At 61.2% G+C, this 22,979-nt stretch carries 25 protein-coding genes and 2 tRNA genes; 18 read left to right on the top strand and 9 right to left on the bottom strand.

Going from position 1 to position 22,979, the window contains the following annotated elements; translation table 11 throughout:
• Positions 1-165: 165 nt before the first annotated feature.
• Together ACYAR8_RS17230 and moaB are read right to left on the bottom strand one after the other, a co-directional pair.
• On the bottom strand, positions 166-1,380 hold the full coding sequence (locus ACYAR8_RS17230; protein ID WP_139214453.1) for a molybdopterin molybdotransferase MoeA: 1,215 nt from the start codon (positions 1,378-1,380) through the stop codon (positions 166-168).
• 6 nt (positions 1,381-1,386) lie between these two features.
• Positions 1,387-1,926, bottom strand: a complete 540-nt coding sequence (moaB, locus tag ACYAR8_RS17225; protein ID WP_065991499.1) for a molybdenum cofactor biosynthesis protein B — start codon at positions 1,924-1,926, stop codon at positions 1,387-1,389.
• A 78-nt stretch (positions 1,927-2,004) separates the two neighbouring features.
• Here moaB and mobA point away from each other — a divergent pair, with 78 nt between their 5' ends.
• Both mobA and ACYAR8_RS17215 read left to right on the top strand, forming a co-directional pair.
• Complete coding sequence (gene mobA / locus ACYAR8_RS17220) at positions 2,005-2,598, top strand: molybdenum cofactor guanylyltransferase MobA (protein WP_463580508.1); 594 nt, start codon at positions 2,005-2,007, stop codon at positions 2,596-2,598.
• An 82-nt stretch (positions 2,599-2,680) separates the two neighbouring features.
• Positions 2,681-2,905, top strand: a complete 225-nt coding sequence (locus ACYAR8_RS17215) for a YgdI/YgdR family lipoprotein (RefSeq protein ID WP_074887297.1) — start codon at positions 2,681-2,683, stop codon at positions 2,903-2,905.
• 115 nt (positions 2,906-3,020) lie between these two features.
• Here ACYAR8_RS17215 and ACYAR8_RS17210 read toward each other — a convergent pair whose 3' ends face one another.
• Positions 3,021-3,911, bottom strand: coding sequence for an RluA family pseudouridine synthase (locus ACYAR8_RS17210; protein WP_463580507.1), 891 nt, complete (start codon positions 3,909-3,911; stop codon positions 3,021-3,023).
• A gap of 424 nt (positions 3,912-4,335) precedes the next feature.
• Here ACYAR8_RS17210 and ACYAR8_RS17205 point away from each other — a divergent pair, with 424 nt between their 5' ends.
• A complete protein-coding gene (locus tag ACYAR8_RS17205; protein WP_108120122.1) occupies positions 4,336-4,602 on the top strand; it encodes a hypothetical protein in 267 nt (88 codons plus the stop codon).
• Between the two features lie 43 nt (positions 4,603-4,645).
• Here the strand turns inward: ACYAR8_RS17205 and ACYAR8_RS17200 are convergent, their stop codons facing one another.
• Entirely contained in the window at positions 4,646-4,885 is a 240-nt protein-coding gene (locus ACYAR8_RS17200; RefSeq protein ID WP_074887288.1) for a glutaredoxin family protein, read from the bottom strand.
• Between the two features lie 267 nt (positions 4,886-5,152).
• On the opposite strand from ACYAR8_RS17200, the gene ACYAR8_RS17195 reads away from it, so the two are divergent.
• From ACYAR8_RS17195 to ACYAR8_RS17155, 9 genes are all read left to right on the top strand, one after another.
• Positions 5,153-5,467, top strand: coding sequence for an ElaB/YgaM/YqjD family protein (locus tag ACYAR8_RS17195; protein ID WP_065991492.1), 315 nt, complete (start codon positions 5,153-5,155; stop codon positions 5,465-5,467).
• 5 nt (positions 5,468-5,472) lie between these two features.
• Complete coding sequence (locus ACYAR8_RS17190; RefSeq protein WP_074887286.1) at positions 5,473-5,859, top strand: phage holin family protein; 387 nt, start codon at positions 5,473-5,475, stop codon at positions 5,857-5,859.
• Positions 5,856-6,197 (top strand): hypothetical protein, encoded by a 342-nt coding sequence (locus ACYAR8_RS17185; protein WP_065991490.1) that lies wholly within the window; start codon positions 5,856-5,858, stop codon positions 6,195-6,197. The genes ACYAR8_RS17190 and ACYAR8_RS17185 overlap by 4 nt, the downstream gene beginning before the upstream one ends.
• A 143-nt stretch (positions 6,198-6,340) precedes the next feature.
• Positions 6,341-7,504 carry an EAL domain-containing protein gene (locus ACYAR8_RS17180; RefSeq protein ID WP_463580506.1) on the top strand — a complete coding sequence of 388 codons (1,164 nt, stop codon included), beginning with the start codon at positions 6,341-6,343 and terminating at the stop codon, positions 7,502-7,504.
• Between the two features lie 94 nt (positions 7,505-7,598).
• On the top strand, positions 7,599-8,930 hold the full coding sequence (locus tag ACYAR8_RS17175) for a deoxyguanosinetriphosphate triphosphohydrolase (protein WP_074887279.1): 1,332 nt from the start codon (positions 7,599-7,601) through the stop codon (positions 8,928-8,930).
• Between the two features lie 295 nt (positions 8,931-9,225).
• Positions 9,226-9,615 (top strand): response regulator, encoded by a 390-nt coding sequence (locus ACYAR8_RS17170; protein WP_074887276.1) that lies wholly within the window; start codon positions 9,226-9,228, stop codon positions 9,613-9,615.
• A 364-nt stretch (positions 9,616-9,979) separates the two neighbouring features.
• On the top strand, positions 9,980-10,606 hold the full coding sequence (locus tag ACYAR8_RS17165; protein ID WP_065991486.1) for a response regulator transcription factor: 627 nt from the start codon (positions 9,980-9,982) through the stop codon (positions 10,604-10,606).
• Between the two features lie 8 nt (positions 10,607-10,614).
• On the top strand, positions 10,615-14,274 hold the full coding sequence (locus ACYAR8_RS17160; protein WP_463580505.1) for a transporter substrate-binding domain-containing protein: 3,660 nt from the start codon (positions 10,615-10,617) through the stop codon (positions 14,272-14,274).
• On the top strand, positions 14,271-14,738 hold the full coding sequence (locus ACYAR8_RS17155; RefSeq protein ID WP_463580504.1) for a GNAT family N-acetyltransferase: 468 nt from the start codon (positions 14,271-14,273) through the stop codon (positions 14,736-14,738). Before ACYAR8_RS17160 ends, ACYAR8_RS17155 begins: the two co-directional genes overlap by 4 nt.
• 22 nt (positions 14,739-14,760) lie before the next feature.
• Here the strand turns inward: ACYAR8_RS17155 and ACYAR8_RS17150 are convergent, their stop codons facing one another.
• Positions 14,761-15,702 (bottom strand): LysR family transcriptional regulator, encoded by a 942-nt coding sequence (locus ACYAR8_RS17150; RefSeq protein ID WP_074887516.1) that lies wholly within the window; start codon positions 15,700-15,702, stop codon positions 14,761-14,763.
• 108 nt (positions 15,703-15,810) lie between these two features.
• On the opposite strand from ACYAR8_RS17150, the gene ACYAR8_RS17145 reads away from it, so the two are divergent.
• The 4 genes from ACYAR8_RS17145 to ACYAR8_RS17130 all read left to right on the top strand — a co-directional run bounded on the left by ACYAR8_RS17145 (position 15,811) and on the right by ACYAR8_RS17130 (position 20,199).
• Positions 15,811-16,995, top strand: a complete 1,185-nt coding sequence (locus tag ACYAR8_RS17145) for an MFS transporter (RefSeq protein WP_074887268.1) — start codon at positions 15,811-15,813, stop codon at positions 16,993-16,995.
• Between the two features lie 152 nt (positions 16,996-17,147).
• Entirely contained in the window at positions 17,148-17,492 is a 345-nt protein-coding gene (locus tag ACYAR8_RS17140; RefSeq protein WP_074887265.1) for a YggL family protein, read from the top strand.
• A 378-nt stretch (positions 17,493-17,870) separates the two neighbouring features.
• A complete protein-coding gene (dacB, locus tag ACYAR8_RS17135; RefSeq protein WP_074887261.1) occupies positions 17,871-19,337 on the top strand; it encodes a D-alanyl-D-alanine carboxypeptidase/D-alanyl-D-alanine endopeptidase in 1,467 nt (488 codons plus the stop codon).
• A gap of 229 nt (positions 19,338-19,566) precedes the next feature.
• Positions 19,567-20,199: a DUF5666 domain-containing protein gene (locus tag ACYAR8_RS17130; protein ID WP_074887257.1), complete on the top strand. Its 633-nt coding sequence runs from the start codon at positions 19,567-19,569 to the stop codon at positions 20,197-20,199.
• Positions 20,200-20,297: 98 nt separating this feature from the next.
• Here the strand turns inward: ACYAR8_RS17130 and ACYAR8_RS17125 are convergent, their stop codons facing one another.
• The 3 genes from ACYAR8_RS17125 to ACYAR8_RS17115 form a co-directional block, all read right to left on the bottom strand.
• Entirely contained in the window at positions 20,298-20,594 is a 297-nt protein-coding gene (locus ACYAR8_RS17125) for a 2-oxoacid ferredoxin oxidoreductase (RefSeq protein WP_463580503.1), read from the bottom strand.
• A gap of 153 nt (positions 20,595-20,747) precedes the next feature.
• Positions 20,748-21,305, bottom strand: coding sequence for a DUF4174 domain-containing protein (locus ACYAR8_RS17120; protein WP_074887253.1), 558 nt, complete (start codon positions 21,303-21,305; stop codon positions 20,748-20,750).
• 255 nt (positions 21,306-21,560) lie between these two features.
• Positions 21,561-21,637, bottom strand: a tRNA-Val gene (locus ACYAR8_RS17115).
• A gap of 311 nt (positions 21,638-21,948) precedes the next feature.
• Here ACYAR8_RS17115 and ACYAR8_RS17110 point away from each other — a divergent pair.
• The gene (locus ACYAR8_RS17110) at positions 21,949-22,272 is read left to right on the top strand and encodes a hypothetical protein (RefSeq protein ID WP_074887250.1); all 324 of its coding nucleotides are present in this window, start codon (positions 21,949-21,951) and stop codon (positions 22,270-22,272) included.
• A 164-nt stretch (positions 22,273-22,436) separates the two neighbouring features.
• Complete coding sequence (locus tag ACYAR8_RS17105; RefSeq protein WP_245760036.1) at positions 22,437-22,658, top strand: hypothetical protein; 222 nt, start codon at positions 22,437-22,439, stop codon at positions 22,656-22,658.
• A 110-nt stretch (positions 22,659-22,768) separates the two neighbouring features.
• Here the strand turns inward: ACYAR8_RS17105 and ACYAR8_RS17100 are convergent.
• Positions 22,769-22,845, bottom strand: a tRNA-Val gene (locus tag ACYAR8_RS17100).
• Between the last annotated feature and the right edge of the window lie 134 nt (positions 22,846-22,979).

Genomic DNA, 22,979 nt, shown 5'->3' with positions numbered 1-22,979 from the left:
CCCCCCCCCCCCCCCCCCCCCCCCCGCCCCCCGCCCCCCCCCCCCCCGCCCCGCCCCCCTAGACCGCCCCCCCCCCCCCCTCCCCCCCCCCCCCCCCCCCCCCCCCCGCTCCTACACAATTCTTCATATGACGCTGGTCTTCCGTCGAACCGAGGACCAGCCTCCTCAGCCCATGACTTCGCTCAGCGGAATGAAATTGAGCAAATCGCCCTCCGCCACCGTTGTGCCTTCCACGATCTCGATCAGCCCGTCGGCCCAGGCGGCGCTGCGCAGCACACCGGAACTCTGGTTGCGGTAGGCAACCAGCCGGCCCTGTTCAAGGCGTCCGCGCAGGTATTCGCGCCGGGTCCCCGGTTTGGTCCAGGTAAATGCGGCCGGCACCTTGAACTGCAGCGGCTTGACGGCCTGCACGCCCATGCGTCTGAGCAGATAAGGACGGGCAAGCAACGCGAAGGTCACCAGCGTCGAAGCCGGATTGCCCGGAAGGCCGATCACCGGCACGCCACGGAAATGGCCGAAGGTCAGTGGCTTGCCGGGTTTGATCGCCAGTTTCCACAGCGCAATCTCGCCCTCTTCCTTCAGCGCGTGACCGAGAAAATCCGCCTCGCCGACGGACACGCCGCCGGTGGAGAGGATCAGGTCGACGTCGTTCAGGCTGCCCAGCGCCGCGCGGGTTTTCTCAAGGTTGTCGGGAAGGATGCCGGCATCGACCACTTCGCAGCCCAGCCGCGTCAGCCAGCTGCACAGCAACACGCGATTGCTGTTGTAGATCTGCCCCGGGCCCAGCGGCTGCCCCGGCTCGATCAACTCATCGCCCGTGGAGAGTACGGCAACCCGGGCGCGACGCATGACCTGCACGTGGCCCAAACCCATGCTCGCCGCCAGACCCAGTTCAATCGGGTTCATGACCGTGCCAGCGTCCAGCACCTTGTCTCCGACCGTGGTCTCCTGCCCTTTCGGGCGAATGTTCTGGCCGGCGCTCAACGGTTCGAGAAAGCGCACTGTCGCGTCGGCCTGGACTTCGGCGTTCTCCTGCATCTCGACGCAGTCAGCCCCTTCCGGTACTGGCGCGCCGGTGAATATCCGCGCGCAGGTGCCGGGCTGCAGTGGCTCGGGCGCGTGCCCGGCGAAGATCCGCTGGCTCACCGGCAACGGCTCGCCGGTCCAGTCCGCCACGCGCATGGCGTAGCCGTCCATGGCGCTGTTGGGCCACGGCGGCAAATCCAGCGTCGAGACCAGATCTTGCGCCAGCACGCGGCCCAGGGCATCGGCCAGCGCCACGGTTTCACGCTCGGTGATCGGCGCGGAGGCGGCGAGGTCCATCAATCGCTGCATGGCCTCTTCGACCGGCATCAGGCGACTCTTTTCAGGTGCGCTCATCATGGCTCACCCGCGCGTCGCGCAGGGTTCAGCCTTCTTCAGGTGCGGCACGAAATTGCACGGGCGAAAGCTATTGTTCAACTGGTCAGCAAGAATGCCGTCCCAGCCGGTGCGCACCGCGTTGGTCGAACCCGGCAGGCAGCACACCAGCGTGCCGTTGGCCAGCCCGGCAAGGGCGCGGGACTGAATGGTCGAGGTGCCGATGTCGGGCAGGGAAATCTGGCGAAACAGCTCGCCAAAACCGTCCACTTGCTTGTCCAGCAGGCAGGCCACGGCTTCCGGGGTGCTGTCGCGGCCGGTGAAACCGGTACCGCCGGTAATGAGCACGACTTGCACTTCATCATCGGCGATCCAGGTCGCCACCTGGGCGCGGATCTTGTAAAGGTCATCCTTGAGCAGCACGCGCTCGATCAGGCCGTGACCGGCGGTGGTCAGGCGGTCGACGAACATCTGGCCGGAGGTGTCGGTTTCAAAAGTACGGGTGTCACTGACCGTCAGAACAGCGATGTTCAGGGGTACGAAAGGCGAGTCAGCCTTGGCTTTCATGATGAGGTCCGGTTGAAGAGGAAACAGGGCGGTGTTATATCACAGCACCTGTTTTTTTCCCCGCCAACCGAGCTGATCATGACCCCTTCCGATGCCCTCCCGCCCTGCTCTATCCTGCTGCTCGCCGGCGGCCAGGGTCGGCGCATGGGCGGCCGAGACAAAGGGCTGATTGCCTGGCGCGACAAGCCTTTTATCGAGCATTTGCATGGGTTGGTGCGCCCGCTCACCGATGATCTGATCGTTTCGTGCAACCGCAACCGCGAGCAATACGCGCGCTACGCCGACACACTGATCGAGGATGAACAACAGGATTTTCCAGGCCCCTACGCGGGCATTCGCGCAGGCCTTGCCGTGGCAAAACACGGCTACCTGCTGGTCATCCCCTGTGACATGCCGCTGCTGGATCGCGCGCTGCTCAATGGCCTGCGCCAGACCGCTGCTGAAAACCCCGGCGCGCCGGTGATGGTTCGTCAGGGTGAACAGTGGGAGCCGCTGTTATGTTGCATTCCCACTCGTCACGCGAGTGTCTTCGAGCAGCACTGGCAGCAGGGCCAGCGCAGCCCGCGCCGAACTCTGGCAGAATTGCGCGCCGTCGGCCTGCAGTGCGAAGCCGACGACCCGCGTCTGGCCAACCTCAACACCCCTGACTTCTTGACCGAGATCATGCCCTGAGTGCAGCGGGCAGGTTTCATGGAACTTTGCCGGTACACTCTGCGTCAGACACATCACTAAACAAAATTCCGGAGACACAGCAATGAAACAACGGACTCTTCCTGCCGCCTTCCTGCTTGCATTGAGCCTCGCCTCTCTGGCCGGTTGCTCTTCGCCAACGGTGATCACGCTGAACGACGGCCGTGAAATCCAGGCAACCGACGAGCCGAAATACGACGAAGAGTCGGGCTTCTACGAGTTCAAACAGCTGGACGGTAAAGAAACCCGCATCAACAAAGATCAGGTTCGTACCGTTAAAGAACTGTGATACCGGCTTGATCGCGAGGGTTTCAAAAGCCCGCCGCCGAAAGCAAAAAGACCCGCCAATCGAGCGGGTCTTTTTTTGTCTGGAGTTACCGGGTCGGACAGCGAAAATCCGCGTGTTACCAGTCCAGCGTGATCCGGCTTTCGAACACCCGCTCCTGTCCGGTCACCGGGTCAACAAAGCGCAACCCCTGGGCCAGCAATTTGAGCGGATGGGCGTAGTCGTCCACGGCGTCCTTGAGCACGTCAGGGTAGAACGGGTCGTTGCAGATGCCGGCGCCCAGGGCGGCCATGTGAACGCGCAGCTGATGTTTTTTGCCGGTCACCGGATACAGCGCGTAACGCCATAGCCCGCCATTTTTCTCGCTGACTTCCACACGGGTTTCCGTGTTGCCCGGTCCCTCGCCCTCCTGCATGCGAAAGAACGGTTCGCCATCGACCAGACGACTTTTGTGCACGCGTGGAAACGCCACGTCCGGGAGCGCAGGCGCAATCGCCTCATAGCGCTTTTCAATCTGCCGGGTTGGAAACAGCGCCTGATAGGCCGACCGGGTCTGCTTGTTGGCCGAGAACAGCACCAGTCCTGCCGTGTGCCGGTCAATGCGATGCAAGGGCACCAGATCGGGATTGTCGAGGGTGCGAATCAGTCGCCGCAGCAGGGTCTGCTCCACGTACTCTCCCGCAGGGGTAACGGGCAGAAAATGCGGCTTGTCGGCGACCACCAGATGCTCGTCGGCATACAGGATCGACTCCTGCACCGGGATCGGCGTCTCGTTGGGCACTTCGCGAAAGTAGTGGATACGCAGGCCTTCGCGGTACGCAAGGTCCGCTGCGATCGGCTGGCCGTCGCCGTCGAGGACCTTGCCCCGCGCGATCCGGTCCAGCCACTGCTCGCGGCTGATGGCACTGAAGCGCTCGCACAGGCAATCGAGCACTGTCTGCCAAGGCCCTGGCGGCAGGTACAACGTGCTGGCTTGACGGTGAGCGGCGGTAAACACAGGTGCGGACATAAACGGCTCAGACTGAAATGACGAAGGCGGCAATGGGGGCATTATCAACGCCGACGAATCTTTGCGCGACATGGCAAATGACGGTTTCGCCGGAAGGCTCTAGCCCGGGCGCTTCAGATGTGCGCGACGTTATGCCGCACGGAAAACCGGCGCCAGTTGTCTGACAACCACGGAGCGGCGCTGGATGCGCAAAATGATTTGTCCTAAAATGTTTCGAAATCGGCACGCAGGCGCGAATCCGAGCAGACACGAAAACCGTCGTGACTGAAATCGAAAACGCCTGCCAGACCTGAAACTCATAAAAAGAAAGCCCGTCATCGACGGGCTTTTTTCGTTTTCAGCGTTTGTATCCCACGTTGAGTGCCACTGCGCAACGTGCTGCCAAACCCACAGATTTCTTTTCGCAACTTTTGAGGTTACGCCCATGCTGGTTCAATTCTTCCAATGGATCAAACGTCTCTCCACCGGGACTTCATCGCAGAACGATGAAAACTACTCGCAGTCCTTTTCCAACGAAGACCACGACGTGGGCCGCTGGACGTTCATGTCGGTGTTCATCGTGCTGACCCTGAGCCTGTACATCGTAGCGGGCCTGGGCTACTACGCCAAAGTGCACGTCTGGGACGACATGACTGACGCGCAGAAAGCCGCCGTCGCTCAAGCCATGGTGGTCGACACGCAATATCTCTGAGGCCAACGCCGACGCGCGGGCTCGCGCCCTCACCGCCCACGCGTCAGTCGCTCAGAAACAACACAACCTGATCGGTGTCGAACGGCCAGTCCAGTTCGGCACCGGTGTCCGCCCGCCTCAGCACGGGAATCCGCAGGCCATAGGTTTCGTGGTGCGCCTCGCTTTCGGCAATATCGACCAGCTCTACCATCAAGCCGTGCTCCACCAGCGGCATCAGTTCGGCTTCGGCCACCTCGCACAAGTGACACCCCAAGGTTCCAAACAGCTGACATTCCGATGGCATGGCTCGGCCCCTCTGTGGCGGCGATTCCAAGGGTTGGATGTGCAAGTTTAGGTCGGGCCTGACAGAGCGTCGAGTGCCCATGCCATCGTTCCCGCTGGCCCTGACCTGCCCAGTGTGGAGCGCGGGGTCAGCGTGTGCACCGATAAGGCGCAGAACCAGGCAGAAACCGCTTCAGGCGAAACGACTGCCTGTTCACGCGATTGGAATGAACCTTCAGGAATGCGCCATACTCGAAACCCCATATCGTCATCCCCTAAGGAGAAAACCATGGCTCGACCTACAGCAGAAAAAGCCCAGGACATATTGATGTCTGACTTCCAGACGCTGGTTGCCGATACGGAAAAACTGCTGGCGCACACGGCCTCTCTGGCAGGTGAACAGGCCGATGAACTGCGTGAGCAGATTCGCGAAAGCCTGCTCCGTGCACGCGAAACCCTGAAATTGACCGAAGAAACCCTGCGCGCACGCGGCAAGGAAGCGGTCATCGTCACCGAGGACTATGTTCAGAACAATCCATGGCAATCGGTAGGGATCGCGGCTGGCGTCGGCTTCCTGCTGGGTCTGCTGGCCACCCGGCGCTAACGGCCATGACGCAGCCGACAGGTCCAAACGGGACCGATCAATCCTCTTCGCCGCGGCGGCTGGGTGCGGCTTTTCTGGGCCTGTTGCACACTCATGTCGAGCTGTTCGGCATCGAGCTTCAGGAACAGAAAGCCCGTACGGTCAGCTTGCTGTTGTTCGCAGGTCTGGCGCTGGTTTTCGCGCTGTTGCTGCTCATCGGCCTGTCCGCGCTGCTGCTGGTGCTCGTGTGGGACACCTATCGCCTCTACGGGATCGTCGGCCTGTGCGGGTTCTACACCCTGGCGGCGTTGTTCTGCGCAATGCGGCTGAAGGCGGCCGTTTTCGATGAGTCTTCACCCTTCCATTCGACGCTGGAAGAACTGGCCAACGACCGCGAGCGACTGATGCCATGAGCGCACCTCAATTGCCCCAGACACACAACCGTCGCGAGCTGCGCAAAGCGTTGATTCGCCTGCGCATGGAGATGCACCGTCAGGAGATCCGTCAGGAATCCTCGCGATTGATGCATCCCCTGCAACGCATGCGCGGCATGGCCTCCGACCTCCCCGGCTCCCTCGGTATCAAGCATGGGCCGCTGTGGGGCGTCGGGGCCGTCACCCTGCTAGGCTTTCTTACCGGCAAAGGCACACGCAGTAAAAAGACCGGCAGCGTCACCCGCCTGATCAAGTTCAGTGCAACCGTTTTGCCATTGATCAAAATGGCCCTGCAGAACTCGTCCCGCCGTCGCTAAAAGCCTTCTGGCTGCATTCTTGCTAAGCAACCCCGCCTTGCCCGATACGCGTATCGGGTGAGGCGAAGGTGCTTGTCAGACGAGGACACTCAGCCAATCCGTCAGCAAACGCCGCTCCAATCAATCGCCACTAAGGAGGCCCCGTGTTCGATGGGCAACCGCTCGCCTGTTTTCAGCCGTTCATCGACACCGCGACCGGGCGCATCGCCGGCATTGAGGCGCTGGGCCGCCTTCGTCAGGCGGACGGCAGCCTGCAATCGGTGGGTCCGCTTTTTACGGACCCACGCCGCCCCGCAGTGCAACTGCGTCGCCTGGATCGTCAGGTTCGGGATAATGCCCTGAGCCGTTTTCACGAGGCGCCGAGTGACTGGTTCCTCAGCCTGAACATCTCCCCGCGCTGGATCAGTCGCCTGCGCCCCGACGAATCGCCGCCCAGCCTCAAACAGCTGCAGACGTACGGCATTCCCGCAGACCGGATCGTCTTCGAGATCACTGAATTAAGCGGCGACGGCCAGCGCCTGAACGAGGTGGTGGCCCGCTACCGCGACGCCGGCGCGCGCATCGCCATAGATGATTTCGGCGCCGGTTATTCGCAGCTGGATCGGGTGCTGGCATTGCAACCCGACATCCTCAAGCTCGACATGCGGCTGTTTCAGGCCGCCGCGCGGGGCGGCCCGAGCAGTGATGTGGTCAAGGCCCTGGCGCAGATGGCGGAGAAAACCGGCTGCTGGATCATCGCCGAAGGCGTCGAAACCGAAGCCGAACTGGACTTCGCCCTCGAATGCGGCTCGCGCTACGTTCAGGGCTATCTGTTCGCTCCGGGGCAGCTGGATTTCTTCGAGGCCGATGCGTTCGTCGACCGCTTCGCTGCCCTGCGTGATCGCTACGTGATGAAGAAAGTCGCCGATCGCGAACGGCTGATGACCCTGCGCAAGCAACTCACTCAATTGATGACACGGTTGCAGCGCTGGGCCGAGGGCAACGCGTCGCAGGGGGATTTGCCCCAGGTCACGGAATTCCCCTGGCTGCTGCGTTTTTACCAGTGCGACCGCCACGGCACGCAACTCACGCCCAATCTGGAATGGCGCAACGGCGCGTGGACCGCAGACGCCCGGTATCTGGGCCATAACTGGTCCTGGCGGCCCTACTTCTATCACCTGCTCGCCGAGGGCTGGCACGAGCGGCGCCTGACGCTGTCGAGCACCTACCGCGACGCGACCAGCAATCAGTATTGCCTGACAGCCGGGCAGTTTTTCGACAACGGCGAGCGCCTGTTGCTGATCGATGTCGACGCGGCCGGGTTTTGATGACGTCTCCAGCCCCGTGTCAGCGATCTTGTGCTTGCAGCGTGCGGGGCGAACCGGGAAGCTAGCGCGGTAATCACCCGACGGAGTACCGGCCTTGGATTGGCAAACCCTGCTCACCCGCGAGCGCCTTGGCAAGACCCTGCACAGCCCTGAGGAACTGGGGCGCAGTCCGTTCCACAAGGATCACGACCGAATCATTTTCTCCGGCGCCTTTCGCCGTCTCGGCCGCAAGACCCAGGTTCACCCGGTCACCAGCAACGACCATATTCACACGCGCCTGACCCATTCGCTGGAGGTCAGCTGCGTCGGCCGCTCGCTGGGCATGCGCGTCGGCGAAACCCTGCGCAGCGCCCTGCCCGACTGGTGCGATCCCAGCGATCTGGGCATGGTCGTGCAATCAGCCTGCCTGGCCCACGACATCGGCAACCCGCCATTCGGCCACTCTGGCGAGGACGCCATTCGCAACTGGTTCAAACAGGCCGCCGGCCGCGGCTGGCTCGACGCGATGAGCGAAGTCGAGCGCAATGACTTTCTCAATTTCGAAGGCAACGCCCAAGGCTTTCGCGTCCTGACTCAGCTGGAATATCACCAGTTCGAGGGCGGCACGCGGCTGACCTATGCGACCCTCGGCACCTACCTGAAATACCCGTGGACGGCGCGTCATGCCGACTCGCTGGGCTACAAGAAACACAAGTTCGGCTGCTACCAGAGCGAGCTGCCGATCCTCGAGCAAATCGCCGGCAAGCTCGGTCTGCCGCAGATCGAGGACCAACGCTGGGCGCGGCATCCGCTGGTGTACCTGATGGAGGCGGCCGACGACATCTGCTACGCGCTGATCGATCTCGAAGACGGCCTGGAAATGGAGTTGCTCACCTACGACGAAGTGGAGTCCCTGCTGCTGGGGCTGGTGGGCGATGATCTGCCGGAAACCTATCGCCAGTTGGGCCCCAATGACTCGCGGCGTCGCAAGCTGGCGATTCTGCGGGGCAAGGCCATCGAGCACCTGACCAACGCCGCCGCCCGCGCTTTCGTCGAACAGCAGGACGCGTTGCTGGCCGGCACGCTGCACGGCGACCTGGTCGAACACATGCACGGGCCGGCCAAGCGCTGCGTGCTCAATGCCAAGGACATGGCGCGCAAGAAGATCTTTCAGGACAAGCGCAAGACGCTGCACGAAATCGGCGCCTACACCACGCTGGAAATCCTGCTGAATGCCTTCTGCGGCGCGGCGCTGGAGCAGTTCGGCGGACATGAGCCGTCGTTCAAAAGCCGGCGCATTCTCGATTTGCTGGGCAATAACGCGCCTGACCCGAGCTGGCCGCTGCACACGTCCTTTCTCAGGGTCATCGACTTCATCGCCGGCATGACCGACAGCTACGCCAGCGAAATGGCCCGTGAGATGACGGGGCACTCCAGCCCCGTCTAGCGGCCCCTTTAGCCGTGGCGCCTGTCGCGGACGCTTGCGAAAGCCCGAATACGAACCGGTATTCGGGCTTTTCTCATTAGGGCTTCAGGAAATCCAACAGCAACTTCGGATATTTCCTACGCGACCGTCGGAATGCCCTTATCGCTGGTCGTACATCCCTGCCGAATAATCCGCGCCATCCCGAGCCTTGGGACAACCGGACCCATTACCTTCCGAAGACACCGCCCGCCTGCGAGTACGCCGCCCGCCCGCCGTCAAGCGGTCGCGCTCACTCCCCCTACGTCTGGAACCGCCGATGTTCACTAAAGATTTCAGAATCCTGCTGGTAGAGGATCATCCGTTTCAGCTGATCGCCTTGCAGATCCTGCTGAACAACCATGGCCTGTACCGCGTCACGCCAGCGCTCAATGCCAGCGAAGCACTCGGCGCCATGGAACGCAGCACCGAGCCCTATGACCTGCTGCTGTGTGACCAGCGTCTGCCGGGCATGTGCGGCCTGGAGCTGATAAAGGCGGCGAACCAGCGCGGGTTGATCCAGCGCGCCGTACTGCTCAGCGGCCTGGACGCGGATCCGCTGGCGACCCTTGAGTCCGAAGCCAGGGCGATGGGCCTGCCACTGCTGGGTTGCCTGAGCAAACCGCTCAACACTCTGGAGCTGATCAGCCTGCTGTCGGCGCCCGCATAATTTGGCCTGAATGCCGGTCTGTCCCGGGTATGAACCCGCACCGACTCAGGCTGCTACCGAGTCCGTATTTCCGATGTGCCGTTGATACCGTTGAACAGATGCCTTTAAACAGGCAGCTACAGTTTTGCGAATACGTAGGGTTATTCCGATTCGAAATAAACGCGCGTTTTGAAATTCACTTTAATCAACGCTAAACGCTGTTACGTATTAAACATTCATGACCGCCGCGTGCATCCACGTACGCACATACGCTTATTTCTGTAGGAACATTCCTATATAGCGCTTCGGGCATGATCTCTTTATGTGCGCCTTTGAACATCTGGGATAAGGTGCGCGCTTTCTTGCTACCCGTTATGGATTGATCATGAACTCTATTTTTATTATCGACGACCACCCGGTCATACGAATGGCCATACGTATGCTTCTGGAAAATGAAAATTACGAGGTGGTCGGAGAGACCGACAACGGTGTCGACGCCATGCAGATGGTCCGTGAGTGCATGCCCGACCTCATCATCCTCGACATCAGCATCCCCAAGCTGGACGGGCTCGAAGTCCTCGCCCGCTTCAACGCCATGAACCTGCCCTCGAAGATTCTCGTACTGACTGCTCAGGCGCCGAGCCTGTTCGCCATTCGATGCATGCAGTCGGGCGCCTCGGGTTATGTGTGCAAGCAGGAAGACCTCAGCGAACTTGTCAGCTCGGTCAAAGCGGTATTATCCGGCTACAATTACTTTCCCAGTCAGGCCCTTGCCGCATCGATCAAAAAAGAGGGTGACCCGAACGAGCTTGAGCGCTTCAAACTCGTCAATGACCGTGAACTGATGGTGTTACAACTGTTTGCCCAAGGGCGAACAAACAAGGAAATCGCCAAAGGCATGTTCCTGAGCAACAAAACGGTCAGCACTTACAAAACCCGATTGATGCAAAAACTCAAGGCCAAGACTCTGGTAGAACTTATCGAGATGGCAAAACGCAATTCGTTAGTGTGAGAGACAGGATGCCAAAGGGGTTAAAGGACTATTGGATAGCGGCCGTGATGGTCTGCCTTGGCTTCGATACCCAGGCAGATCCCCAGGCGCCGGAACGCTACACCTTGCTGAGCCGTTCCAACCCTGCGCACATGGATGTGACGCTGGAGCGCGCCCAGTGGCAATGGGTGCGCAACAAGCGCGAACTGGTGGTCGGCACCTCCGCGCCGGACTATCCGCCTTTCGACATGACCCTGACCGGGCACGACTACGAAGGCTTCACCGCCGATTACATCGGCATTCTCGGACGCGTGCTCGACCTGCCGGTCAAGGTACTGCGCTTCGCCAGCCGCGACGAGGCGGTTCAGGCGCTGAGCAACGGCGAAATCGACCTGCTGGGCAGCGCCAACGGTTATGAGGCGGCGTCGCCCGGGATCGTGCTGTCCACGCCCTACGCCGTGGATCAGCCCGTCCTGGTGACCCGCGCCGGGGAGGCCCGCCCCTTGAAAGGCGACCTCAACGGTTTGCGCCTGAGCATGGCTTATCACTACCTGCCGCCCGACGTAATCGCCGCCCTTTATCCCAAGGCGCGCTTGCAGACCTTCCCGTCCTTCCAGAGTGCGATCAACGCCGTGGCCTTCAATCAGGCCGACGTGTTCCTGGGCGATACGATTTCCACCCACTACGTGATCAACAAGGGCTATCTGAACAACGTGCAGATGGCCAATTTCGGCAAGCACGAAGCGAACGGTTTCAGCTTCGCCGTGGAGGCGTCCAACCCGATGATGCTGGACATCGTCAACCGGGTGCTCAAGGGTATTCCGGTGGAAGAGCGCATTGCCATTTCCAAGCGCTGGGGCGCCGGCAGCGACCTGATGCTCACCGATCAGAAGCTGCAACTCAATCAGCGAGAAGAACGCTGGATCGCCCAGCACCCGACCGTTCGCGTAGTGTTCAACGAGGCCTATGCGCCGCTCACGTTCTTCGATGCCGCCGGCAATTTCAGCGGCGTCACCGCCGACTTGCTCGAACTCATCCGCCTGCGCACCGGGCTCACCTTCAAGGTCAGCCATGCCGCCAGCATGAACGACATGACCAACCAGCTAAGCCAGGGCCAGGCCGACCTGATCGGCGCGATGATTCCCAGCGAAGAGCGCCAGAACCGCTTCAATTTCAGCCGGCCCTACATGGATAACGTGTTCGTGCTGGTCACGCGCAAGGAAACCTCGGCGCCCTCCAATCTCGATCAACTGGACGGCAAGCGGGTGGCGCTGGCCCTCAGCAGCCCGATCCTGCCCTTCCTGAGCGACCAGCACCCGGGCATCTATCCGGTTGAGGTCGACAACCCGGCGCAAGCGTTGGACATGCTCGCCCACGGCCGGGCGGAGGGCGCCATCACTTCGCTGTTCAGCGCCAGTTATTTCCTGTCCTCGCGGGCGTTGAACGACACCTTGCAGATGCGCGTGACCGTCGGGCAGGAGCCGGCGCGCATTGCCATGGCCACGTCCCGCAACGCCACCGAGCTGACCTCGATTCTGGACAAGGCGCTGTCGAGCATTGCCCCGGAAGACCTCGCCGCGATCAACAATCGCTGGCGCACTTATACGCCGCCGACCAGCGGCGCGTGGCACGATTATGAGCTGTTGATCTATCAGATCATCGGCGGTGCAAGCCTGCTGCTGCTGGGCTCACTGGCCTGGAATGCCTGGATGCGCCGGCAGATCAAACAGCGCGAACGAGCCGAGCGGGCGCTCAACGACCAGTTCGAATTCATGAGCGCGCTGGTCAACGGCACCCCTCATCCCATCTATGTCCGCGACCGCGACGGCCTGCTGAAAATGTGCAACGAAAGCTACCTCGCCGCCTTCGTCGCGCGGCGCGAGGACGTGATCGGCAAAAGTATTCTTGACGGCATTTTAAGTAATACCGAAGAGGCTCTTGGCTACGTCGAGGACTACAAGCGTGTCATGGCCGAGGACGAGCCGCTGATTCTCGACCGCTCGCTGCACATCGGCGGCCGCGAGCTGACGATTTACCACTGGATCCTGCCGTTCCGCGACTCCCTCGGCAAAGTGCAGGGCATCATCGGCGGCTGGATCGACATCAGCGAACGGCGGCAATTGATCGAGCAGCTGCAGACGGCGAAGGAGCTGGCAGACGATGCCAACCGCGCGAAAAGTACCTTTCTGGCAACCATGAGTCACGAGATACGGACGCCGATGAACGCCGTGATCGGCATGCTCGAGCTGGCCCTGAAACGCGCCGACCATGGCCATCTGGACCGTCCGGCCATCGAAGTGGCCTACAGTTCGGCGAAGGATTTGCTGGAGCTGATCGGCGATATCCTCGACATCGCGCGCATTGAGTCGGGCCGTCTGAGCCTGAGCCCCGAGCGCGCCAATCTGCGGCAGCTGGTCGAGTCCGTGGTGCGGGTGTTCGACGGCCTGGCCCGGCAAAAAAGTCTCACCCTGGCCCTGGATCTGGACCCGCGGACCAACACGGACGTGCTGATCGACCCGCTGCGCTTCAAGCAGATCCTTTCCAATCTCATCAGCAACGCCATCAAATTCACCGAAATGGGCCAGGTGAAGATCAGCCTGCAGACCGAAGCCGGCCGCAGCCCCCAGCAGATGCGCGTGCAAGTGGTGATTCACGACAGTGGCATCGGCATCACCGAACAGGACCAGCAGCGGCTGTTTGCGCCCTTCGCCCAGGTGGACCAGTCAGGGCAACTGGCGCGAACCGGCGCGGGCCTTGGTCTGGTGATCTGTCGCAGCCTGTGCGAAATGATGGGCGGAAACCTGACGTTGAGCAGCCGTCCCGGGGATGGTACGCGGATCGAGATGACCTTCGAGTTCACCACCCTTGAGCCGCTGGATGCGAAACACATCGCCCGTGAAGCGGCCCCCCACGCCGCAGGTCAGCTGCACATCCTGATCGTCGATGACCACCCGGCGAACCGCCTGCTGCTGTTCGAGCAACTGTGTTTTCTCGGGCATCGCTGCGACATGGCGATGCAGGGCGCAGAAGCCCTGGAGCGCTGGCGTGCCGAGGGTTTCGATCTGGTGATCGCAGATTGCAACATGCCGGTGATGAACGGGTATGACCTTACGCGGGCCATCCGTCATCTGGAGCAAAGCGAGTCACGTCCGCGCTGCACCGTTCTGGGCTACACCGCCAATGCACAGCCTGAGGAAAAGCAACGCTGCCGTGATGCCGGCATGGACGACTGCCTGTTCAAACCCATCAGCCTGACGGCGCTGAACGACCGCTTGAGCAAGGTCCTGCCGCTGCCGGTGCTCCCCGCCGTGCACGTTCAGCCGCCGCAGGTCGTGTTCGACCCGCAGACCATCGAAGCGCTGACCGGTGGCAGGGCCGACATGAACGAGCGCCTGCTCGATCAGCTCATCGCCAGCATTCGTCACGACCGCGCCGAGCTCAACGCGACCCGGCTCCCGGAACAGCTGAAAGACATCGGCCACAAGGTGCGCGGCGCCGCGAACATCATTGCTGCGAGCGCGGTCATCCAAGGCTGCGAAGCGCTGGAGGCGGCCTGCGAGGCCGAAGCGCGGGAGGCCATTGTCAGCGAGCGGCAGGCGGCACTGGATGTGGCGATGGAAGCACTGGAGCGGGCGTTGGTGACTCATCGCGGGAAAACGCCCGCGTCACAGGCAGGGCCGCTGCCATGAAGCTGATTGCCATGGGCGCTGCTGATTTTCAGGCCTTTGCTGCCCGTTCGGTGGCAGGGTATGCCCGGGACATTGCTCGCACCTACGGACTGCCTGAACCGCTGGCCTTGAAAAGCGCCAGCGCTGACTTCGATGAACTGTTGGAGGACGGTCTGGAAACCGAGGGGCATTGGTTCTACTGCTTGTGTACAGGCGAAGGCGTTGAGGTGGGCAGCCTGTGGCTAGGCGTCGTGGATAATCCGCCATTGCCGGCCAAGCTGTTCGTCTACGACCTGGAGATTCATCAGCCCTTCAGACGTCAGGGCCTGGGCAGGCAGGCACTGAATGCCGTCGAAGCGTGGGCCCTCGATCGCGGCATTCGGCGTCTGGAGCTGAACGTGTTTGCTGACAACCATGAGGCGCGAAAGCTCTACGAAACGTCGGGGATGGCTGTCAGTGAAATGACCATGGGCAAGGATTTATAGCCTGCCGCTGTGGGCCTCCCGATCAGGCCGGCCCGGCAGCAGAATCGACGCTGCCGTATGGCGCCAGATGCTCGCTCAGGTACTTGAGCAGAATACTCACCTTCGGCAGCGCCTCTCGGGTTTTCAGCCAGACCAGATTCATCGGCAGTCCATCGGTCGCAAGCTCCGGCAGCACTTCCACCAGCCGACCTTCGTTGAGGTGGGTTTGCACCAGCCAGGTCGGCAACTGGGCGATGCCATGCCCGGCCAGCGTGGCCGATACTTCGCCCTCGCCGTCGCCGACGGCAATGCGCGGATGAATGACCCGCCGCTCCTGATCACCCGGCACACGCCCGCGAAAATACCAGGGCCCGACCTGCCCGTCGGACTGGCCGTAAGCGATGCAATGATGATGTTCAAGATCCGCGTCCGTCTCCGGCCGACCGTGCTCGGCGATATAACTTGGCGCGGCACAGAACACCAGGCGCTGAGCGCCGATGAAACGATGCCCCAGCCCCGCCGCCCACGCGTCGCGACCACCGATCCTGACCACGATATCGATGCCTTCATGCACCGGATCGATAAACCGGTCGGAGAACGAAATATGCGGCTGCAGCAGCGGGTATTCCCTGACGAAATTGAGAATCAGCGGCAACACATGAAGACGCCCATAGGACGCGGGCAGATCAATCCGCACTCGGCCATGGGGTTCATGGCGCTCTGACGCAAGCGCCAGCTCGGCTTCTTCGAGATCAGCCAGCACGCCGCTGCAGGTGGCGTAGAACTTCACACCGGCTTCGGTAAGGGACAACCGGCGAGTTGTGCGGTTGAACAGGCGCTGGCCCAAACGCTGCTCCAGGCGGGCGATGCTTTTACTGACCGCCGAAGCTGTGAGGTTCAGCTTCAATGCCGCATTGGCGAAGCTGCCGAAATCGGCCACTGCCACGAATACGTCAATGCCTTTGAGACGCTCGGATGAGAACACGGGGGGAACACCATTACTGAAATTAGTTCGCGATAGTAAGTCATTTATGTCGCGGATGAGAACACAGATCTCCAATAGGCTATCGCATCGACCTTTGGAGCTTCTTGCATGCAACCCTCACATTCCGCAACGGCGTCCGCGCCGGATGCCACCTCTCGATCAGGGATACAGATCCTGATCATGGCGATCGCTGCATTCATCATCGTCACCACTGAATTCCTGATCGTCGGACTGCTTCCGGCCATGGCCAAGGACCTGGGTGTATCCATCGCCGTGGCTGGCCAGGTGGTGACGCTGTTCGCCTTTACCGTGATGCTGTTCGGGCCTTTCCTGACGGCAAAACTCGCCGGCGTGGAACGCAAAAAGCTGTTCACCATCATCCTGCTGGTGTTTGCCGCCTCCAACGTGCTGGCGGCGCTGTCCACCAACATCTGGGTCATGGCCCTCGCGCGCTTCATTCCGGCGCTGGGCCTGCCCGTGTTCTGGGGCACCGCCAGCGAAACCGCCGGGCAACTGGCAGCGCCCGGCAAATCGGGTCAGGCCGTGTCGCGGGTTTACCTGGGCATTTCCGCCGCCCTGGTATTCGGCGTGCCGCTGGGCACCGTCGCCGCCGATACCCTCGGCTGGCGCGGCAGCTTCTGGGTGCTGGCCGTCATCTCGCTGGTCATCGCCATCCTGATGCAATTGTGTATGCCGACTTTGCCCTCCTCGCCTGCCAAACACGGCGAGAAGCAGACCGACATCCTCAAGCAGCCACGATTCCTCGCCCACGTATTGCTGTCGGTGCTCGCGTTCACCGCGATGTTCACGGCCTACACCTACCTGGCCGATATCCTCCAGACTCTGGCGGGCGTTCCGACCGACCAGGTCGGCTGGTGGCTGATGGGCTTCGGCGCGGTCGGCATGATCGGCAACCAATGGGGCGGAAAGTTGGTCGATCGCAGCCCGCTGGGCGCGATGGTACTGTTCCTGGTGATTCTGAGTATCGGCATGGCCGCCGCCATTCCATTGGCCACCGACCACATCTGGCTGATCGCCGCGCTGGTGCTGTGGGGCGTTGCGTACACCGCACTGTTCCCGGTCTGTCAGGTGCGTGTGATGCAGGCCGGTGCCAAGGCCCAGGCGTTGGCGGCGACCATGAATATCTCGGCGGCTAACGCTGGCATTGGTCTGGGTGCGATTTTTGGCGGCTTGGGTATCGGCCACTTCGGACTGGGGTCGCTCGGCTGGATCGCTACCGCGATAGCTGCCCTGGCGATTGTGGTTGCGCTGTTGATGATGCGTAAGCGCTGAGGAATCGGGCATTTCGACTTCGCGACTTTCTTTTCGGCGCGCTGTTGGCGGGGGCAACACTGCGAGTTAAAGCAGGCGATTCGCCCCCTTTATCCCAAGTAGCCAACGAAACTGATAGACTGCGCCCCGAAATTACTTAAGAGGAACGCTTCATGGCCACTAACCGCTCCCGTCGTCTGCGCAAAAAACTCTGTGTCGACGAGTTCCAGGAATTGGGCTTCGAACTGAAGCTGGGCTTCAAAGAGGACCTGGATGACGAGGCCATTGATGCTTTCCTCGACGCTTTTCTGATCGAGGCCATGGACGCTAACGGTCTGGACTACGTCGGCGGCGACGACTTCGGCCTGGTCTGCCTGGCAAACCGTGGTTCGGTCAGCGAAGAACAGCGCGCTGCCGTCGAAGCATGGCTCAAAGGCCGCAGCGAGCTGACTGAAGTTGAAGTCAGCCCTCTGCAGGACGCCTGGTATCCGGAAAAGCCGATCAACGCGGCTGTCTGATCATCTGGCGGGCCTTCCCGTCAGTTGATAACGAAAAAGCCATCCCTCGGGATGGCTTTTTTGTGCCTCGAATTCCTGTTTTCGCTTGCCAGAAGACCGCAAACGGATATCTCCCATCGCACGCCCGAGCGTCAGCCCCAGTCCCGGCACTGCAGAGAAATTCACGGTTTAACGTGACTTTGAATGGACAAGCGCAAAAAATAGCGCCGTTTGACGGCAGTACCCCGGCGCAAGTCACGAAAGCTTGGGGCATAATGCCGCTTTACCGAAACGCCAGTGTCACGCCCTGCCATCGGGCATTTTCTGGCGGTTCGTTCACAGTGCGAGGGAATTCACCCCCTCTTCATCTCCGTTGTTTGCTGCAGTAGGGTTTATTGAATGATCAAGTCTTTGCGTCCGCTGTTTATCGCCACCCTGCTTTTGCCTGTCTCGTTCGCCATCGCCGCCGCTCCCATCAATACCGCCCTGCCCCCCAAGGTTCAGGAAGCACTCAAAGCCAGCAAGCTGCAAAACGATGCGCTGTCGCTGGTGATGCTGCCGGTCAGCGGGCCCGGCACCCCGACTGTTTTCAACGCCGATGTGTCGGTCAATCCAGCCTCGACCATGAAGCTGGTGACCACCTACGCCGCCCTGGAAATGCTCGGCCCGACCCACCAGTGGAAAACCGAGTTCTACACCGACGGCACCCTCAGCAATGGCGTTCTGCGCGGCAACCTGTACCTCAAGGGCGGCGGCGATCCGAAGCTGAACATGGAACGCCTGTGGCTGCTGATGCGCGATCTGCGGGCCAACGGCGTGCAGCAGGTGACCGGTGATCTGGTGCTCGATCGCAGCCATTTCGTGCAGCCGCAACTGCCGGTGTTCGATGACGACGGCAACGACAAGAACAAGCCGTTTCTGGTGCGTCCCGACTCTTTGATGGTCAACCTCAAGGCCCTGCGTTTCGTCACTCGCAACGACGGCGGGCGGATTCTGGTTTCAGTGGAGCCGCCCATCGCTGCCATCCACATCAACAATCAGGTCAAGGCCCTGTCGTCAAGCAAGTGCACCGGCGACGTGCTGTACAACCCGGTGCCGGCAGCCGATGGCGGCATCACCGTTACGGTGTCCGGTCAGTTGGGCGACGGCTGTAATTCCCAGACGTATCTGTCGCTGCTCGACCACCCGACCTACACCGCCGGTGCGGTGCGCGCCATCTGGCAGGAACTGGGCGGGACCATTCTCGGCAAAGACCGTCTGGACGTGACGCCGGGCAGCGCCAAACTGCTGGCCAAGGCCTTTTCGCCGGACCTGGCGGAAATCATCCGCGACATCAATAAATTCAGTAACAACACCATGGCCCAGCAACTGTTCCTGAGTCTGGGTGCTGAATTCCGTAACGAAGCCGACGGTGACGACGCGAAGGCCGCACAGCGTGTCGTGCGCCAATGGCTGGCCAAGAAAGGCATCATCGCGACGCATCTGGTAATGGAGAACGGTTCAGGCCTGTCCCGCGCCGAACGCGTCAGTGCTCGCGAAATGGCACAGATGCTCCAGGCCGCGTGGAACAGTCCGTTTCAAGCCGAATTCATGAGTTCGCTGCCGCTGGCAGGGATGGACGGCACCATGCGCAAACGCCTGAAACGTACCGCCCTGCGCGGTGAAGCGCACATCAAGACCGGCACGTTGAACACCGTTCGGGCGATCTCCGGATTCAGCCGCGACAGCAACGGCAACACCTGGGTGGTGGTGGCGATCCTCAACGACCCGCGTCCGTGGGGAGCGTCTTCGGTGCTGGATGAAGTACTGGTCAGCCTGTACAACCAGCCGAAGCTGGCGAGCACGTCCATTTCGCTTCAGCAGTAAGCTCCTTCGCCGGGCTGCGCGACGTCGTTCGACAACATGCGCACAGCCCGGCTGCCCCCCTGCTTACCCGCTCTGCCCGCCACCCTCGCCACACCGGGCGACCGAGAATCTACTCGCGCAGGTGTACGCCTCCAGCATCTAACCGCGCTTGCTGACGGCAATGTCATGCACCTGCTCGAACACTGCCGCTATGATCGGTGCTCATCCCATCACAGGATTCGCGCTGCCAATGAAGACGTCCAGAACCCAAACCCTCCGCCGCTCCCTTCTCATCTCCGGATTGCTCAGCGCGCTGCTGTCGGCAGCGCTGCCAGCCCACGCCGAAGACGGCAAACCCACCCGCGTTCGCGGTGCAATTACTGCCGTCGAAGGCGATGCGCTGAACATTCACAGCAACCGCGGAGAGGACCTGAAGGTTGTGCTGACCCCTGACACCCAGATTCGCGGCGTCACCCTGGCGCAGGTGTCGGAAATCAAACCGGGCAGCTACATCGGCTCCGCAGCGGTGCCGCTGCCGGACGGTTCGTTGAAGGCGCTGGAGGTGCATGTGTTCCCGCCGGCAATGGCGGGCACAGGGGATGGCCATCGCGCCTTTGACCTGACGCCGGACAGCACGATGACCAACGGATCGGTCGGCGATCTGGTTGCCAGTAATGGCCGCACCATCACCGTGAATTACAAGGGCGGGCAGAAGAAGATCGTCATTCCTGATGACGTGCCGATCGTCAACCTGGTGCCAGGCGATCGCAGCTTGCTCAAGCCCGGCGTGAAGGTGGTGCTGCAAGCGCAGAAGGGCTCGGACAACACACTGACCGCGCTGTCGATTTCTGCCGGGGAAAATGGCGTGACACCGCCGATGTAAAACAGCCGCGGTGGACCGGCCGAGGTGAAGACCTTGCAGCGTTTAAAACCTGCGCGGAGCTTGGGTGGGCAGCGCAGGTCAGTGAATGCAGGATTGAATCAGAGGCAGGTCGCGAGCACCGCGCCACGCTGCTCAACCACCTTGGCGCCGGGCTTGGCGTAGAAATTGACCTTGGTCATGCCCGCCTTGCCCGCTACATCGGCGAAGTAATCGCCTTCGGTGGTGTAGACCGTGAAAGCGCCAGGATCGCCTTTCGCCATGAACACGTCCGCTACATCACCGAACAGCTGGACGTTGGCCCACGTCACCTTGATGCACTCGGCAACGGCGACCGCAGGTTTCTGACTGGTATAAACCTGCGCCGGCCCGGCCGAGCGTGTCTGGTTCAAGCTCATGCAGCCCGTTAACCCACCCGCCAGCATGATCAGTGCCACAGCGCCCGCCCAATGTTTCACCCCAGTCCCATTCATCAAAAACCCTTTCCGTTGAAAAAGGAGCGATGTTACCAGCAACATCAAGCGAGCCCCATGGGTAAGCCGTCAGGGCGGTTAATCGTCCAGCCCGGCAGGCGGTGCGGCGGGGGCAGCCTTGCCGGGCTTGCCCGGTTTACCCGACGGCGTCGTGTTCTTCGGTTCAGCGACCGGAGCCGGTGGCGCAGCGGCGGCCGCTTCCTTCTCGGCCATCGGCATCTGGTCGATGGTGCTGAAAATGTCCTTCGGATCGATGGGACCGTTGTGGGTCATTTTCTTCTCACCGTCTTTGCCCACCAGGATCACCTGAGCCTGCCCACCCGCCTGGGCGCCAAGCTTGAGCTCCCGGACCAGTGCCATGGTGGTCTGGGCGTCGAGGTCTTTGCCGTTACGCTGCCCGACCGTATTGATGATGGTGTAGAGGACCATGTCGCGCTTGGCGAATCCCTCCTTGTTGGCAGGCTCGTCCAGGTTTTTCTTCAGGCCCACCAGCGTCGCGTCCACCGAACTCGACGCGATGACGATCAGTGGACGAGTCTTGCCGCGCTCCTGGGAAAGTGGGCCATCACCGTCGGCAGCCAGCAACGGGCTCGATACGGCGAACAAAACGGCAAGGGTCAACGACCGGCTAAACATACACACCTCCTCTGGATTTCCATGCACTGATGATCGCGCATCATGGGAAAAGGTCCAGACGGTAGCGGGAAAAAAACCGGATTTATTTCGCGGTCTGCGATGGCTCACGGGGCTGAAATCGGGTTGAGACGTCCGGCCATAGGGGCTATGGCTGACCTGAGGAAGGCTGGCCTGAGGTGAACATTCAGGCAATAAAAAAGGGCGAATCTTTCGATTCGCCCTTTTTTGTCACCGCCCAGCAGAGCGGATTTTGTTTGGTAGGCGCGATTGGACTCGAACCAACGACCCCCACCATGTCAAGGTGGTGCTCTAACCAACTGAGCTACGTGCCTGCTGTGGGTCGGCATTCTACGGATATTCAAATAGCTGTCAACGTCTTTTTCGCCCAGTAAGCCTATGAATATGCAAATTATTTCCCCGGCACATCGACACGGGCGGATTGACCGCGGGGGCGACAGTTGCTCCGCCAGATTCGGGCGCTTAACACCGTGACCTGCGTGCGGATAGTCAGCCCCTACTCGCTCGAATCAGCGACAGCCTGTCAGCCTTGCCCGCCCGATATGCCGCCTGTCGCCGTGATGGCACTTCGGACAAACATCCGATGCCCAATTACCACAAGGAATTACGACACGGAGATCACCTGATGAACAGATCACTTGCTGCAATAACGCTGGGCTGCGCGCTGTCCTGCACCTCCCTTGCCGCGCTGGCTGGCGCCACGTCGCCTGACATGGGTCCGCCACCCTCGCAAACCGGTATCGACCCACGCGTACAGGGCAGCGACCCGGCCCGCCAAGGGTCCGAGGTGGACACGCAAACCAAGAAAGGCATCAGCATTGGCGGCGGCACGTCGATGAGCAATGGCACGGGCAACAAGAACGATGCTGACCTGCCCGGTGGGGATACCACCACCGGCGGCGGCAGCAAAGGCTCGGGTTCGTCGAGTGCCGGGGGCGCAGGCGGCTGATAGCCACCCACGCACTTGAGACAGCAGAGGGCGCTTGAACAGCGCCCTTTTCGTGCCTGGTTGTCGTGGATGACCGGCGTGCTTTGATATAGTGCGTCGCCGCCGCGCTCGAAACAGAGTCGCGGGCCCGGGCGTCATCAACAGTGGAGAGCGGCACCGTGGGCATGAAAAAATCAGCGCTGGAACTCAAGCGTGACCTGAGCAGCATTGCGGCCAATCTGGAAAGCACTGCCGGCGAAATCAGCCGCTTGGCCGAACGTGTCAACGATGTGGATGTGGTTGCGGTGTTGCACTTGATGAATCAGCAGTACAAGGACGCTGATCGGCTGCGCGCCTATGTGGACGAGATCAGGGCGGGCCGCATTACTCGCGCCAAGGGCGAGTGACAGAACCGCGGAACGACCACACGGCCCGGATGATTCAGGTTCGAGCACAAAAAAAGGGTGACCCTTGCGGGCCACCCTTTTTCTTTACCGCCCAGCAGAGCGGATTTGTTTGGTAGGCGCGATTGGACTCGAACCAACGACCCCCACCATGTCAAGGTGGTGCTCTAACCAACTGAGCTACGTGCCTGCTGTGGGGCGGCATTCTACCGAGATTCGAAACGCTGTCAACTTCGATTCATCCCTAAGCCTATGAATGTGCGAGCTATTTGCGCCGGCGCTCATGAACCGGGTTGAGTCAATGTGCCTATGCCTCGGCAGCAA

The sequence above is a fragment of the Pseudomonas sp. HP_01 genome (assembly GCF_055284355.1).
The sequence above is the reverse complement of the archived record's forward strand: the minus strand, read 5'-3'. Positions and strand labels throughout refer to the sequence as shown.

Bases quoted from the DNA above. Each gene is read 5' to 3' on its own strand.
- mobA (WP_463580508.1), top strand. From the start codon at position 2,005: ATGACCCCTTCCGATGCCCTCCCGCCCTGCTCTATCCTGCTGCTCGCC.
- ACYAR8_RS17190 (WP_074887286.1), top strand. From the start codon at position 5,473: ATGACGCAGCCGACAGGTCCAAACGGGACCGATCAATCCTCTTCGCCG.
- ACYAR8_RS17130 (WP_074887257.1), top strand. From the start codon at position 19,567: ATGAAGACGTCCAGAACCCAAACCCTCCGCCGCTCCCTTCTCATCTCC.
- ACYAR8_RS17200 (WP_074887288.1), bottom strand. From the start codon at position 4,885: ATGCCATCGGAATGTCAGCTGTTTGGAACCTTGGGGTGTCACTTGTGC.
- ACYAR8_RS17195 (WP_065991492.1), top strand. From the start codon at position 5,153: ATGGCTCGACCTACAGCAGAAAAAGCCCAGGACATATTGATGTCTGAC.
- moaB (WP_065991499.1), bottom strand. From the start codon at position 1,926: ATGAAAGCCAAGGCTGACTCGCCTTTCGTACCCCTGAACATCGCTGTT.
- ACYAR8_RS17185 (WP_065991490.1), top strand. From the start codon at position 5,856: ATGAGCGCACCTCAATTGCCCCAGACACACAACCGTCGCGAGCTGCGC.
- ACYAR8_RS17155 (WP_463580504.1), top strand. From the start codon at position 14,271: ATGAAGCTGATTGCCATGGGCGCTGCTGATTTTCAGGCCTTTGCTGCC.
- ACYAR8_RS17110 (WP_074887250.1), top strand. From the start codon at position 21,949: ATGAACAGATCACTTGCTGCAATAACGCTGGGCTGCGCGCTGTCCTGC.
- ACYAR8_RS17210 (WP_463580507.1), bottom strand. From the start codon at position 3,911: ATGTCCGCACCTGTGTTTACCGCCGCTCACCGTCAAGCCAGCACGTTG.
- dacB (WP_074887261.1), top strand. From the start codon at position 17,871: ATGATCAAGTCTTTGCGTCCGCTGTTTATCGCCACCCTGCTTTTGCCT.
- ACYAR8_RS17105 (WP_245760036.1), top strand. From the start codon at position 22,437: ATGAAAAAATCAGCGCTGGAACTCAAGCGTGACCTGAGCAGCATTGCG.
- ACYAR8_RS17160 (WP_463580505.1), top strand. From the start codon at position 10,615: ATGCCAAAGGGGTTAAAGGACTATTGGATAGCGGCCGTGATGGTCTGC.
- ACYAR8_RS17230 (WP_139214453.1), bottom strand. From the start codon at position 1,380: ATGAGCGCACCTGAAAAGAGTCGCCTGATGCCGGTCGAAGAGGCCATG.
- ACYAR8_RS17140 (WP_074887265.1), top strand. From the start codon at position 17,148: ATGGCCACTAACCGCTCCCGTCGTCTGCGCAAAAAACTCTGTGTCGAC.
- ACYAR8_RS17170 (WP_074887276.1), top strand. From the start codon at position 9,226: ATGTTCACTAAAGATTTCAGAATCCTGCTGGTAGAGGATCATCCGTTT.
- ACYAR8_RS17145 (WP_074887268.1), top strand. From the start codon at position 15,811: ATGCAACCCTCACATTCCGCAACGGCGTCCGCGCCGGATGCCACCTCT.
- ACYAR8_RS17205 (WP_108120122.1), top strand. From the start codon at position 4,336: ATGCTGGTTCAATTCTTCCAATGGATCAAACGTCTCTCCACCGGGACT.
- ACYAR8_RS17165 (WP_065991486.1), top strand. From the start codon at position 9,980: ATGAACTCTATTTTTATTATCGACGACCACCCGGTCATACGAATGGCC.
- ACYAR8_RS17215 (WP_074887297.1), top strand. From the start codon at position 2,681: ATGAAACAACGGACTCTTCCTGCCGCCTTCCTGCTTGCATTGAGCCTC.
- ACYAR8_RS17120 (WP_074887253.1), bottom strand. From the start codon at position 21,305: ATGTTTAGCCGGTCGTTGACCCTTGCCGTTTTGTTCGCCGTATCGAGC.
- ACYAR8_RS17125 (WP_463580503.1), bottom strand. From the start codon at position 20,594: ATGAGCTTGAACCAGACACGCTCGGCCGGGCCGGCGCAGGTTTATACC.